At 72.2% G+C, this 13,141-nt stretch carries 13 protein-coding genes; 7 read left to right on the top strand and 6 right to left on the bottom strand.

Features of this window, described 5'->3' with window-relative positions; all coding sequences use genetic code 11:
• Window positions 1-28 precede the first annotated feature (28 nt).
• Genes IEZ06_RS13850 through IEZ06_RS13860 form a run of 3 tightly spaced genes read left to right on the top strand, consistent with a single transcriptional unit; the run spans window position 29 to window position 3,012 of the window.
• On the top strand, window positions 29-1,036 hold the full coding sequence (locus tag IEZ06_RS13850; protein WP_189237188.1) for a LacI family DNA-binding transcriptional regulator: 1,008 nt from the start codon (window positions 29-31) through the stop codon (window positions 1,034-1,036).
• 55 nt (window positions 1,037-1,091) lie between these two features.
• Complete coding sequence (locus tag IEZ06_RS13855) at window positions 1,092-2,033, top strand: aldose 1-epimerase family protein (RefSeq protein ID WP_189237100.1); 942 nt, start codon at window positions 1,092-1,094, stop codon at window positions 2,031-2,033.
• A gap of 4 nt (window positions 2,034-2,037) precedes the next feature.
• Window positions 2,038-3,012 (top strand): phosphotransferase family protein, encoded by a 975-nt coding sequence (locus IEZ06_RS13860; RefSeq protein WP_189237101.1) that lies wholly within the window; start codon window positions 2,038-2,040, stop codon window positions 3,010-3,012.
• Between the two features lie 189 nt (window positions 3,013-3,201).
• Here the strand turns inward: IEZ06_RS13860 and IEZ06_RS13865 are convergent, their stop codons facing one another.
• Complete coding sequence (locus IEZ06_RS13865) at window positions 3,202-3,477, bottom strand: hypothetical protein (protein ID WP_229798094.1); 276 nt, start codon at window positions 3,475-3,477, stop codon at window positions 3,202-3,204.
• A 178-nt stretch (window positions 3,478-3,655) separates the two neighbouring features.
• On the opposite strand from IEZ06_RS13865, the gene IEZ06_RS13870 reads away from it, so the two are divergent.
• Window positions 3,656-4,630, top strand: coding sequence for a DMT family transporter (locus IEZ06_RS13870; protein ID WP_189237102.1), 975 nt, complete (start codon window positions 3,656-3,658; stop codon window positions 4,628-4,630).
• A gap of 55 nt (window positions 4,631-4,685) precedes the next feature.
• Here the strand turns inward: IEZ06_RS13870 and IEZ06_RS13875 are convergent, their stop codons facing one another.
• Entirely contained in the window at window positions 4,686-5,240 is a 555-nt protein-coding gene (locus tag IEZ06_RS13875) for a GNAT family N-acetyltransferase (protein ID WP_189237103.1), read from the bottom strand.
• Window positions 5,241-5,394: 154 nt separating this feature from the next.
• On the opposite strand from IEZ06_RS13875, the gene IEZ06_RS13880 reads away from it, so the two are divergent.
• Window positions 5,395-6,663 (top strand): FAD-dependent oxidoreductase, encoded by a 1,269-nt coding sequence (locus IEZ06_RS13880; protein ID WP_189237104.1) that lies wholly within the window; start codon window positions 5,395-5,397, stop codon window positions 6,661-6,663.
• Between the two features lie 10 nt (window positions 6,664-6,673).
• A complete protein-coding gene (locus IEZ06_RS13885) occupies window positions 6,674-8,005 on the top strand; it encodes a class II 3-deoxy-7-phosphoheptulonate synthase (protein WP_189237105.1) in 1,332 nt (443 codons plus the stop codon).
• 303 nt (window positions 8,006-8,308) lie between these two features.
• Here the strand turns inward: IEZ06_RS13885 and trxA are convergent, their stop codons facing one another.
• Window positions 8,309-8,680, bottom strand: coding sequence for a thioredoxin (trxA, locus tag IEZ06_RS13890; RefSeq protein ID WP_189237106.1), 372 nt, complete (start codon window positions 8,678-8,680; stop codon window positions 8,309-8,311).
• Between the two features lie 234 nt (window positions 8,681-8,914).
• Between trxA and IEZ06_RS13895 the strand changes: the two genes are divergently transcribed.
• Window positions 8,915-9,271: a helix-turn-helix domain-containing protein gene (locus IEZ06_RS13895; RefSeq protein WP_189237107.1), complete on the top strand. Its 357-nt coding sequence runs from the start codon at window positions 8,915-8,917 to the stop codon at window positions 9,269-9,271.
• Between the two features lie 27 nt (window positions 9,272-9,298).
• On the opposite strand, the gene IEZ06_RS13900 is transcribed toward IEZ06_RS13895, so the two are convergent.
• The 3 genes from IEZ06_RS13900 to IEZ06_RS13910 all read right to left on the bottom strand — a co-directional run bounded on the left by IEZ06_RS13900 (window position 9,299) and on the right by IEZ06_RS13910 (window position 13,034).
• Window positions 9,299-9,889, bottom strand: a complete 591-nt coding sequence (locus IEZ06_RS13900) for a ClpP family protease (RefSeq protein ID WP_189237108.1) — start codon at window positions 9,887-9,889, stop codon at window positions 9,299-9,301.
• The gene (locus IEZ06_RS13905; protein ID WP_189237109.1) at window positions 9,886-10,512 is read right to left on the bottom strand and encodes a ClpP family protease; all 627 of its coding nucleotides are present in this window, start codon (window positions 10,510-10,512) and stop codon (window positions 9,886-9,888) included. Before IEZ06_RS13905 ends, IEZ06_RS13900 begins: the two co-directional genes overlap by 4 nt.
• A 155-nt stretch (window positions 10,513-10,667) precedes the next feature.
• The gene (locus IEZ06_RS13910; protein ID WP_189237110.1) at window positions 10,668-13,034 is read right to left on the bottom strand and encodes an ExeM/NucH family extracellular endonuclease; all 2,367 of its coding nucleotides are present in this window, start codon (window positions 13,032-13,034) and stop codon (window positions 10,668-10,670) included.
• Window positions 13,035-13,141: the final 107 nt, after the last annotated feature.

Consider the following 13,141-nt stretch of genomic DNA (forward strand, 5'->3'; position numbering starts at 1 on the left):
CAGCACATTACCCATGGGGGCGAAGCACATGAACGGCGATCGTCGTCCGACTCTCGAGGCGGTCGCGGCTCTAGCCGGCGTCGGCCGCGGCACGGTGTCGCGGGTCATCAACGGCTCGCCGAAGGTGAGCGAGAAGGCCCGCGACGCGGTGCACCAGGCGATCCAGGAGCTGGGCTACGTTCCCAACCGGGCCGCGCGGGCGCTCGTCACCCGGCGGACCGACACCGTCGCGCTGGTGGTCTCGGAGTCGGAGCTGCGGGTCTTCGACGAGCCCTACTTCGCCGGGACGATCCGCGGCATCGGCTCGGCGCTGTCGGAGACCGGGCTGCAGCTGATCCTGGCGATGGCCCAGTCGCAGCAGGACCACGAGCGGCTGGAGCTCTACCTGACCGGCCAGCACGTCGACGGCGTGCTGCTGATCTCACTGCACGGCGCCGACCCGCTGCCGGGCCGGCTGGAGGCGATGGGCGTGCCGACCGTCATCGGCGGCCGCCCCATCGGCCTGAACCCCTACAGCTACGTGGACGTCGACAACCGGGCCGGCGCCCGGCAGGCGGTGAAGTACCTCCTGGCCAAGGGCCGCCGCCGGATCGCCACCATCGCCGGTCCGCAGGACATGGGCGTGGGCGTCGACCGGCTCGCCGGCTACCGGGACGCCCTGCTCGCCACCGGCGTGCCGGAGATCGTGGCCTACGGCGACTTCAGCGAGGAGAGCGGCATCCTCGCCATGCGCGGGCTGCTGGCGGAGAATCCGGACATCGACGCGGTCTTCACCGCCTCCGACCCGATGGCGCTGGGCGCGATGCGGGTGCTGCGTGAGGAGGGCCGGGAGATCCCCGATGACGTCGCGGTGATCGGCTTCGACGACTCCCCCGCCGGCGCCCACTCCTCCCCCAGCCTCACCACGGTGCACCAGCCCACCGAGGCCATGGGCCGCCAGATGGCCCACCTGCTCGTCGCCCGCATCAACGGCGAGCACCTGGAGCAGCCCGTGGTGATACTCGACACCCATCTGGTCGAGCGGGCCTCCGCCTGAGGAGCAGGCCGGGCGCTCCCGGCTCCCCCCACCCGGTCACGCGAAAGGACCCCCCTTGTCCCGGCAGTTCACCCTCCGCAGCGGCACGCTGCACGCCGAGATCACCGAGCGGGGCGCGGCCCTGCGGCTGCTCCGCCACGGCGGGCGCGACCTGGTGACGAGCTGGCCCGCCGGCGGGCCGATGCCCTACTACAGCGGCTCCCTGCTCGCGCCGTGGCCCAACCGGGTCGGCGGCGCCTCCTACTCCTTCGGCGGCCAGACCCACCGGCTCCCGGTCAACGAGGAGGACCGCGGCCACGCCCTGCACGGGCTGGTCGCCGACGCCGCCTGGGAGGCGGTGGAGGACGGCAGTGACCCCGGCGACCCCGGCGACCCCGGCGACCCCGGCGACCCCGGCGACCCCCGCGACTCCGTACGGCTGGCGCACACGGTCGGCCCCGTCCCCGGCTACCCGTTCACCCTGTCCCTGCAGGTGCTCCACTCCCTCACCCCCGACGGGCTGACGACGACGCTGACGGCGGAGAACACCGGCGCGACCGCCGCGCCGTACGGCTGCGGCCCGCACCCGTGGCTGCTGGCCGGCGGGAACGTCGAGGAGTACGAGCTGCACCTACCCGCCGGGCGGGTGCTGCTCGTGGACGACCTGCTGCTCCCCCGGTCGCTGGAGGACGTCTCCGGCACCCCGTACGACTTCACCGCGCCCCGCCCGGTCGGCGGCACCGCCGTCGACCACGCCTTCACCGGGCTCCGGCCCGGCGCCGACGGCCTCGTCCGGGTCCGGGTGAGCGGGCCGGACGGCGGAGTCGAGATGCGCTGGCAGGCCGCGGAGATGCCGTGGGTGCAGGTGTGCACCGGCAGCGCCCTCGACCACGCCGGGCTGGCCGTCGAGCCGATGACCTGCCCGCCCGACGCCTTCAACTCCGGCACCGACCTGATCGTGCTCCAGCCCGGGGAGAAGGCCGAGGCCTCCTGGACGATCTCCCCGCTGGGAGGGTAGGGCGGTGGAGAGCAGGACCAAGCGCCGGCTCGACCCGGCCGAGCTGGACGCGCTGCTGCGGCGGTCCCTGGGCGCCGGGGTCGTCTCCTCCGCCGAACTGAGCGACGGGTTCGCCAACGCGGTGTGGCGGCTGACCCTGGACGACGGCCGCGAGGTGGTGCTCAAGCTCTCGCCCCCGCCCGAGCTGGAGCAACTGCGCTACGAGCGCAACCTGCTGCGCGCCGAGGCGATGGTCTACCGCACGGGCTCGCTGCCGGGTCCCGAGCTGCTGCACGCCGGGTTCGACGACCCGGTGCTCGGCGGCGACCACCTCATCCTGTCCGTGCTGGACGGCACGGCCTGGAACCGCGCCGGGGAGGTGCCCGACGGGCCGCTCTGGCACCAGGTGGGCGCCCACCTGGCCCGGCTGCACACGGTGACCGGCGAGACGTACGGCTATCCGCACGCCGGGCTGACCGGCCGCACGTGGCGCGAGGCCTTCCTGGCGATGGTCGGCGCGGTGCTGTCGGACGCCGGCCGCTACGCCGTGCCGCTGCCCGTCCCGGCCGCGGCCGTCGCCGCGGCGGTCGAGGCCGGTGCCGAGGCCCTGGAGGAGGTGACCGCGCCCCGTCTGGTGCACTTCGACGTCTGGCCGGGCAACGTCTTCGTCTCCCCGGAGGGCGGAGGCCCCCGCGTCCAGGCGATCATCGACCACGAGCGCGCGTTCTGGGGTGACCCGCTGGCCGACTTCGTCACTCCGACGATCTTCGGCGAGCTGGCCGAGGACGCTCCGATCGTGGCCGGCTACCGCGAGGCGGGCGGGGTCGTGCCCTTCGACGACGGCGCCCGCGTCCGGATGGCGCTCTACCGCCTCTACCTGGATCTGATCCTGCTCGTCGAGAACGGGCCCCGGCAGTATCCCGAGCAGGAGTACGCCCCGATCCGCGACGGCGCCGTCGCGGATCTCGCCCGCGCCCTGGACGTCGTCTCGGCCCGCTGAACCGCCCGGCCCGCCGAGATCCGGGCGGCCCGGGCACGGACCGGCCGGAACGGACCGGCGAGCACGGAGGACAAGGGCGGACAGGCGGGCACGGACGGACAAGGGCGGACAGGCAAGGGCGGACAGGCAAGGGCGGGCCGCCCCTTCCGAGGAAGGGACGGCCCGCCCGCCGGTATCCGCCGCCGGGGTTCAGACCCTGGCGTGCGAGGGCATCCTGCCCTCGGCGTAGGTGCCGTCGAGCATCTCGCGCTCCCCGCCCTGCGAGAGGTCGCGGTGCGTCTCCTCGATGCGGAGCGCGACGCCCATGGCGAAGAAGGTCGGCGCCCACTCGCCCACGAAGATGCCCCAGCGGTCCGCCCGGTCGAGGCCCGCGTTCTCCTTGTTCTTCGAGGCCCACCACGTCGCGAACGACAGGCCGATCGACGCTATCCCGGCGGTGTACATCATGCCGGACTTCACACCCATCCTGTGAAGCATGCTGATCATTTCTCATCCCCCCGATGACGGTTCGTTCTTAGCGTTACCCCCTCGTAACGAGGTGTAACCGACTATCGGCGCGATCTGACACTTCTGCAGACCTGCAGGTCACCGGCAGGGAGCCGTGGAGGCGATGCGCCACAATGATCCGTCGGAGGTGACGGTGATGACACGGCGGGGCGTCGCGGCGACGCTGGCATCCGCAGCGGCGTTCGGGCTGATGCCCGTCCTGGCGTCCTACGCGTACGGCACGGGCATGTCGGTGCCGACGCTCCTGGCGCTGCGCTTCACGATCGCGGCGGCGGTCTTCCTGGCCTGGCTGGGCGCGCGCGGCCGGCTGGAGCGGCCGACCGCGCGGCAGTGGGCCGTCCTCGCGCTGCTGGGCGGGGTGATGTACGCCGTCCAGTCGCTGCTGTACTTCACGGCGGTCGAGCGCATCGCCCCGGCCCTGGCCGTACTGCTCCTGTACCTGTATCCGGCGCTGGTGTCCGTCGTCTCGGCGGTGGTCGAGCGGGCCCGTCCCGGCCTGGCCGTCCTCGGGCCCATCCTGGTCTCCCTCGCCGGGCTGGCGCTGGTCGTGGGCCCGCCGGGCGCGGACCTGGACCTGCTCGGGGTGCTCGCGGCCGTCGGCTCCGCCGTGTCCTACGCCCTCTACATCGTCGTCGGCAGCCGGGTCTCCGCCGCGCTGTCCCCCGCCGTCACCACCGGCTACCTGTCGATGTTCGCCGCGGGCTCCTTCCTGCTGCTCGGGTCGGCGGCCGGCGGGCTGGACCTCGGCTTCGCGACCGCGGGGTGGGGCTGGGTCACGGCGGTGGCCGTGCTGTCGACCGTGCTCGCGATGTCGCTGTTCTTCGTGGGGTCGGCGGCGCTCGGCCCGGTGCGCGCCTCGCTGCTCAGCATGTTCGAGCCCCTGGTCGCGGTGGTCGCCACCTGGCTGCTGCTGGGCGGGACGCTGTCGTGGCCGCAGCTCGCCGGCGGCGCCGTGGTGCTCGCGGGGGCGGCCTGGGGGGTGCTGGCGGCCCCGACGCCCGGCGGGGAGCCGGTGCCGCCCGCCGGGTCCCGGGTGCCGGACGCCGGGCTGGACGTCTCAGCCGGCGGGGACCTCCGGAACGCCGGCGCCTCCGGTGCCCCGCGCGGATGACGCCGGCGCCTCAGGTCTCGCGTCTCAGGTGTCCCGTACGGCCGACACCGGCACCTCAGGCGTCCCGCGCGGTTCCGGCGTCTGAGGCATCCGGGGCGCCCAGGGCGTCCGCGGGCAGGCGGAACAGTTCCGCCTCCAGGTCGAAGAAGCGCCGGGTCCGTCCGAGGTGGCTCATGCCCAGCCTGCGGCACACGGCCATGGACGCCTCGTTGCCCGGCATCGTCAGCGCGTACACCTCCGGCAGCCCGGCGGCGAACCCGCGCCGTACGGCCCCGCGGGCGGCCTCGGTGGCGTAGCCGTTCCCCCAGGAGTCGGGGTGCAGGTGCCAGCCCACCTCCACCTCTCCCCCGCCTCCGGGGATCGGCCGGAACAGCACGGTCCCGGCCACCGCCCCGGTGGCGCGGACCTGCACGGCCCAGGAGCCGTAGCTCCGGTCCCTCTCGTGGAGGGCCCGCCAGTTCTCCACCGCCTTGGCCGCGTCGAAGCCGTCGAAGGGCGGCAGCCAGCGGGTCACCTCCTGCCGCGTGTAGATGTCGGTCATCCGGTCGAGGTCGTCCTGCGCTCCGGTCCACAGGCGGACGACCAGCCGCTCGGTCTCGTAGACGGTCATGCCGGACACTCTCCCGCAGCGCGCCCGCCTCCGCGTCACCCGCCGGGCGGATCCGGCCGGGTCCCCGGCCCCGTGCCGCATGATCGGCGCGCCGCCGGGGACCCCCCTTCTCCCCGGACCCGGCCCGTGCCATAATTTCAATGGGTGATGAATTATGAGCCGAACGACATGTGTGATCGCCGGGGGCGGCCCGGCGGGGGCGGTGCTCGCACTCCTGCTGGCCCGCTCCGGCGTCCGGGTGACGCTGCTGGAGAAGCACGCCGACTTCCTGCGCGACTTCCGGGGCGACACCATCCATCCCTCGACCCTGCAGGTCCTCGACGAGCTCGGCCTGGCGGAGGAGTTCCACCGGCTCCCGCACCGCAAGGCGTACCGCATGACGATCAGGACCGACGACGCCGAGATCCCGGTCGCCGACCTGTCCCGTCTGAAGGGCCCCTACCGCTACATCGCGTTCGTCCCGCAGTGGGACTTCCTCGACCTGGTCACCTCCGCGGCCGCGCGGTACCCCGGGTTCGAGCTCGTCATGAACGCCGAGGTCACCGGCGTGATCCGGGAGGGGAACGCGGTGCGCGGGGTCCGCTATCGCGACCCGGGGGGCGAGCACGAGCTCCGGGCGACCCTCACCGTCGCCGCCGACGGCCGCCGCTCCGACGTGCGCCGGGCCGCCGGGCTGGTCCCCGCAGAGTACGGCGCGCCGATGGACGTCCTGTGGTTCCGGCTGCCCCGGGAGCCGTCCGATCCCGACGAGACCTTCCTGCGGGCCTCCACCGGCCACCTGGTGGTGTCGATCGACCGCGGGACCTACTGGCAGCTCGCCTACGTGATCCCCAAGGGCGGTTTCGACGCCCTGCGGGAGCGGGGGATCGACGCGCTGCGCCGGCCGGTGGCCCAGATGCTGCCGCACCTGTCCGGCCGCGTCGGACTGATCGAGGGCTTCGACGACGTCAGCGTGCTGTCGGTGGCGCTCAACCGGCTGCGCCGCTGGCACCGGCCCGGCCTGCTCGTCATCGGCGACGCCGCGCACGCCATGTCCCCGATCTTCGGCGTCGGCATCAACCTGGCCGTGCAGGACGCGGTCGCCGCCGCGAACCTGCTGGCCGGGCCGCTGCTGGCCGGGGGCGAGATCCCCGAGTCGCTGCTCGCCCGGGTGCAGCGGCGGCGCACGCCGCCGACGGCGGTCACCCAGTTCGCCCAGCGCCTCGTCCAGAACCGGTTGATACGGCCCCTCCTGTCGGGACCCGCCCGGCCGGTACGGGTTCCCGCCCTGGCCGACATCCCGCTGGCCGGTGCCGCGGCCCGCCGCTTCATCGGTCTGGGCGTGCTTCCCGAGCACGTGAGGACCCCGGCCGCGTCTCACCAGGAGGAAAGACCTTCTCAGTCCGTGGACATTACGGCCAGTCCGCCCGACCGCTTGCAATAGCCTGGTGGGCGTGAGCATCAACCTGGATTCCTGGCGGCGGCTGCCCGCGGCTCAGCAGCCCGAATGGCCCGACCGCGACGAGCTGAAGAAGGTCGTCGCCGAGCTCGAAGGGCTGCCTCCCCTGGTGTTCGCCGGGGAGTGCGACAGCCTCAAGGCGCATCTGGCGGCGGTGGCGCGGGGCGAGGCCTTCGTGCTCCAGGGCGGAGACTGCGCCGAGACCTTCGCCGGAGCCACCGCCGACGACGTGCGCAACAAGCTGAAGACCCTGCTGCAGATGGCCATCGTCCTCACCTACGCGGCGAAGGTGCCCGTGGTGAAGATCGGCCGCATGGCCGGGCAGTTCGCCAAGCCGAGGTCCAAGGGCACCGAGGTCCGCGGCGGCGTGGAGCTGCCCGCCTACCGCGGCGACATGGTCAACGGGCTCGACTTCACCCCCGAGTCCCGCACCCCCGACCCCTGGCGGCTGCTGCGCGCCTACCACTCCTCGGCGGTGACGCTGAACCTGGTCCGGGCCTTCACCAAGGGCGGCTACGCCGACCTGCGCCAGGTGCACGCCTGGAACCAGGACTTCGTGGCGGAGTCCCCGGCCGGCAAGCGCTACGAGCAGCTCGCCCGCGAGATCGACCAGGCGCTGGCGTTCATGCACGCCTGCGGGGCCGACCCCGAGGAGTTCCACACGGTCGAGTTCTACTCCTCGCACGAGGCGCTCATCCTCGACTACGACCAGGCGCTCACCCGGATCGACTCCCGGACCGGCCTGCCGTACGACGTGTCGGCGCACATGGTCTGGATCGGCGAGCGCACCCGTCAGCTCGACAGCGCGCACGTGGCGTTCTTCGCGAGCATCCGCAACCCGATCGGCGTGAAGCTGGGCCCGACCACCACGGCCGAGGAGGCCCTCACCCTGATCGAGAAGCTGAACCCGGACAACGAGCCGGGCCGGCTGACGTTCATCACCCGGATGGGCGCGTCGAAGATCCGCGAGCACCTGCCCGAGCTGGTGGAGAAGGTCACCGCGAGCGGCGCCCAGGTGGCCTGGATCTGCGACCCGATGCACGGCAACACCTTCGAGGCTCCCAGCGGCCACAAGACCCGCCGCCTGGACGACGTGCTGGACGAGGTGGTCGGCTTCTTCGAGGTGCACCGCGCGCTCGGCACGCACCCCGGCGGCATCCACATCGAGTTCACCGGTGACGACGTCACCGAGTGCGTGGGCGGCGGCCACGAGATCGCCGAGGGCGACCTGGCCCTGCGCTACGAGACGGCCTGCGACCCGCGCCTCAACCGGAGCCAGTCGCTCGACCTCGCCTTCCGCGTGGCGGAGCTCTACCGGTCGCTCTGAGACAGCGCACCGGTCCGGCCCGGGTCACCGGTCCGAAGTCCCCGAGCCTCCCTCGGATTTTCCGGCGAAAGCCCGGAAAATCCGAGGGAGCGGCATGTGACCATCTCCCGAGGCAAGATCATGAAAGATCGGGAGAGCCGCCGGCAGACGAGACTTCGATCGCGGACGGGGTCGACCCCGACGCGCCCGCCTTCGGAGAGCGGCCTCCGGCGCCCGGCTACGCGGGCGTCGGCCGCCTCCTGTGACCGCGGGCTCCCGCCGCACGGCCCTGTCGGCACGGCCGGGCGCCCGGCTTTTCGCCCGTCAGTTCTTCTGGGCGCCCAGCTCGCTGGCGAGCTCGGCCCGGATCTCGTCCATGTCCAGCGCCCGGACCTGGGTGATCAGGTCCTCCAGCGCCGGCGCGGGCAGCGCACCGGGCTGGGCGAAGACGACGATGCCGTCGCGGATGGCCATGATCGTGGGGATCGAGGTGATGTCGAAGCCCTGCGCCAGCGCCTGCTCCGCCTCGGTGTCGATCTTGCCGAACGTGATGTCGCCGTGCTTCTCGGAGGCCTTCTCGAAGATCGGGCCGAACGTGCGGCACGGCCCGCACCAGGCCGCCCAGAAGTCCAGCAGAACGATCCCCTGGTCGGCGATCTCGTTGAAGTTCTTCTCGGTTACCTCGATGGTCGCCACCACTGGCTCCTCTTGTGTCTGCGTCTGTACGGCTCGCATAACTGCGTACCCGCGCTGAGCATTCCATCCCTCCCGGCTCCGGGGAAACCGGTCTGCCGCCACCTGCGCGGCCTCCGCCGCGGTGACCACTCGGCGGGCGCGTGATCCGCTCCCGGACGGGCCGGAGGAGACGGGGACATTCCGCTCTGCGCGGATCCGGCCGGACTCGAACGCGCCGTCTACCTAAGGTTAGGTATGGCCTCTTCCATCCCGCCGCTACGTCCGGCGACCGATCGGACCGCCGCCAAGCCGTCTCCGGCCCGCGAGCCGCTGTGGCGGCACGCGCTCGGTGAGTGCCTCAGAGGCCTCCGTCACGAGCGGGGCGAGAAGTTGAGCGAGACGGCACGCCGCGCCGGAGTCTCGCCGCAGTATCTCTCCGAGATGGAACGGGGCGTCAAAGAGCCGTCGAGCGAAATGATCGCCGCGGTCGCCGGCGCGCTGGACGTGACCCTGGTCGATCTGACCCTTGCCGTCGCCGAGAGCCTGCGGTCCGCTCAGAGCAGCACGTCGAGAGGCGCCACCTGCTCGGCGGCGTACGCCCTGGCCGCGTAGCGGGACCGGCCGGGGTCGTCCACCGGCCTACGGACGCTCCTCGATGATCTGATCGAGGAGTCCGTACTCCAGGGCCGCGGTCGCGGTGAACACGCGGTCGTGATCGGTGTCGGCCCGCAGGGTCTCGATCGTCTGGCCGGTGTGCCGTGACAGTATGCGCTCGATGTCCGCCCGGACACGGACGACCTCGTCGGCTTGCAGGATGAGATCGGGGATCGCTCCGCGCCCCTGAGCGGCCGGTTGGTGCAGGATCACTCGTGCGTGCGGGAGGGCGGCACGTTTTCCTTCGGCTCCCGCGGCGAGGAGGACGGCACCCACCGCGACGGCCTGTCCGACGCAGGTCGTCGAGACCCGCGGGCGGATATGGCGCATGGTGTCATAGATCGCGAGCATCGCGCTCGGATCCCCGCCTTCGCAGTTGATGTAGAACTGTATTTCGGCATCGGGGTTGTCCGACTCCAGGAAAATCAGCTGCGCGATGAGCGCGTTCGCGACGCCCGCGTCGATCGCGGTCCCCAGATAGATGATCCGCTCGGTGAGCAGGTGCGAGTAGACATCCATGATCCGCTCGCCCCGAGAATTCTGGGTGATGACGCTCGGAATCGTGTACGTGGTCACTGGCCGGCTCCTTCGGTGACGTCGAACCCGAGCCGCGGGCGATTGCGCGGCGCGATTTCGTCGAAATTTCGCACGATCGCATCTATGAAGCCGTAGTCCAATGCCTCTCGCGCCGTGTACCAGCGATCGTGCAGGGAGTCCTCGAATACGCGCTCGACGGGCTGCCCCGTGTCCTCGGCGATGAGACCGAGCACCGTGTCGCGAGTGTGCCGGAGGTCGCCGGCCTGCAGTTCGATGTCGACCGCGGTGCCGCCGATCCCCGCCGAGCCCTGGTGCATCAGGACACGTGCGTGCGGCAGCGCCCGGCGCTTCCCGCGGGCCCCCGATGACAGCAGGAACTGCCCGGCGCTGTAGGCGATGCCCAGCACGAGGGTCGACACGTCGCAGGGAATGAGCCGGATGATGTCGCGGATGGCGAGCATCGAGGGAACCGACCCGCCCGGCGAGTGAATCCACAGTGCGATGTCCGTCGACGCGTCATGCGCGGCGAGCGCTATCAGCTGCGTGGCCAGCAGTGTCCCGTTGTCGTCGTCGAGAGGGCCGTCGAGGACGAGAACGCGCTGCTCGTAGAGCTCGCGCCGCACCCGCGCGTCGAACAGTGGAATATTTGATTCTCCGCTCATGCGTCCATCATGCGAGGCCGTTCGGACCGGCGTCGACACGATCCGCCTGGGGCAGATCTGCTCTGAGCAGCGGGAAATCGGTTGGACGCGGAGGGCCCGCCCCGCCGGTACGGCTGCGGGACGGGCCCCCTCGGCGGCGCCGGTGGGCGCCCGGGTCAGCCCCTGCCGCCCGGCAGGGTCAGGCCGATGACCACGGGATCGTGGTCGGAGGAGCGGAACGCGTCCGGCCGGTAGAGGCCGGGCGGGTTGTACTCCATGTTGTAGTCGAGCGCCCTGGGCTCGTCGGAGTTGATGTGCCAGATCGTCGCACCGGTGACCCGCTTGAGCAGCTCCCTGCCGACCAGCGCGTGGTCGAGCTCGCCGACCTGGCCCTCGAACAGGTAGCTGTAGCGCAGCGGGGCGGGGACGAACCTCTTGGTCACGCTGGTCAGGCCGCCGGCCTCGAGCGTGTCGATCGGGTCCTCCTCGCCGTAGGCGTTGAGGTCGCCCAGGACCAGCGGGCCGGGCAGGTCCAGGCTGTCGATCAGGCCCAGCGTGGCCTGGGCCTGGCGGACGCGCTCACCGTTGTAGCAGCTCTGCCCGTCGCCGGCGTCGGCGTCGGCGCCGGTGGCGTCCTCGTCACAGCCCTTGGACTTGAAGTGGTTGACCAGGACGGTGAAGGGCTGGCCGCCCTGGGGTCGGCGGAAGGTCTGGATCAGCGGGGGCCGCCGGAAGACCGGGTCGGTGGAGGACTGCGCCGCGCCGACCGGCCGGACCCTGGCCGGCTTGTAGATCATCGCCACGTGGATCACGTCGGTGCCCGGGTAGGGGTGGGCCAGCGCCGCGTAGGTGCCCGCGCCGACCTCGGCGTTGAGCGCGTCGACCAGGGCCTGGACGGCGGTCTGGCCGTTGTTCTCGACCTCCATGAGGCCCACGACGTCGGCGTCCATGCCCTTCAGCGCGGCGACCAGCTTGGCCAGCTGCCGCTGCTGCTCCTCGGCGGTGTTCGCACCGCGCGAGCCCAGGGTGGTGAACCAGTTGAGGGTGTTGAAGCTGGCCACCCTGACGTTCCCGAGCACCGGGAACGGCTTGGGCAGGCGCGGGTTGGTGCGCAGGAACTTGACCGGCTTGGTCGGCTGGAGGCGGTACTTGCCGAAGCCGTACCCCATCACGCCGGTGACGCCGAGCGTGGTGTCGCCGAGCCGGACCGCGCGCGGGTCGGTGTGCGGGACGAGCGGCGGGTTCTCCGCGCCGGAGCCGTCGTCCACGAGCAGGGTGCGGCGCGCGTTCAGCGCGGCGCTCACGCCCGGCCGGTCGGTCGGCTGGTAGATCCGGCCCTCGGAGGAGAGGTTGATCTCGCCGTAGCGGGCCAGGTTGTAGTGGTCGCTGACGGTGAGCGGCTCGGGGAAGGCGACGAGCATGTTCTCGACGCGCTCGAAGGTCACGCCCTCGGGGCGCGGCAGGCTCTGCCTCACCGGAGTGATCGTGCCGGTGCCGCAGACGTCCACGGCGGTGACCGGCGACAGCTCGGTCCAGCCGTTGAACTCCACGGCCCTGCCGGTGACCAGGACGCGGTCGCCGACCTTGACGTCCTTGAAGGACGAGCGGGCGAAGGCGAACAGACCTTCGGAGGTGGCCGGGTCGGCGTCCGGGGTCGGGTCCTGCAGGAAGAACCCGCTGAGCTGGTTCGTCTCCTGGAAGTCCCCGGTCACCACGCCCTCGACCCGGACCGTCCGGCCGGCGAGCGGGCTCGCGTCGCCGCTCCCCTGCACCTCGGCGATCTGGTGGGTGGCGGGGGTCTCGCACGGCGCGGTCGTCGGCGTCGGGGACGGCGTGACGGTCGGCGTCACCGTCGGCGTCGCGGTCGGGGTGGGCTCCGCGTCGCCGCAGGGGGCGGGGGCGGTGGCCCGGTTGCGCGGGGCGGGGGCGGCGGCCTCGATGTCGGCGGCGTTGACGTCGGTGTCGGTGCAGCCGTGGTCCCTGCGGATCCCCGCCGTGGTGTTGGACAGGCCGGGGGCCGCGGCGCCCTCGGCGTAGTTGGCGGTGCCGTAGCCGACGAGGTCGGCGATGAGCGCCGTCTGCTCGGGGGTGCAGGGCACCGAACCGCCGTTGCAGGCCAGGCCGTCGGCCGAGCGGGCCAGGACGACCTTGCCCGCGCTGCCGCTCATGTTGACGGTTCCGGTGCCGTCGGGGGCGGGCAGCGCGGCGCCGGTCGCGCCGCCGGCGAGCTGGAGCAGGTGGTACTGACCGGGCGCGAGCGTGCCGGACAGGGGTACCAGGTTCGCACCGAAGGTGCCGGTGCCGGTGGCGCTGCCGTACTGGACGGACCAGCCGTCCAGGGAGACGGGCGCCGCGCTGCGGTTGAACAGTTCGACGAAGTCGTTGGCGAACGGCGCGCCGCCGTTGCCGCCACCGCCGTAGACCTGGCTGATGACGACGGTGCCCGGCGCGGCCAGGGCCGGGGTCGTGGTGAGGGTCGCGACACCGGCGGCGGTGACGCCGACGGCCGCGAGGGCGGCGAGCGCCCGGGATAAAGCACGCATGGGCAGGAGCGTAGAGGTCTTTTGATTCCTCAACGTCCCTCTATAGGTGGACGGATGATGAAATGGGAAAATGTTGGCAGATCGTGTCGAGTAGTCCATGGCAACAC

Origin of the sequence: Planomonospora antibiotica (assembly GCF_014647955.1) — a bacterium.
Lineage (GTDB): Bacteria > Actinomycetota > Actinomycetes > Streptosporangiales > Streptosporangiaceae > Planomonospora > Planomonospora parontospora.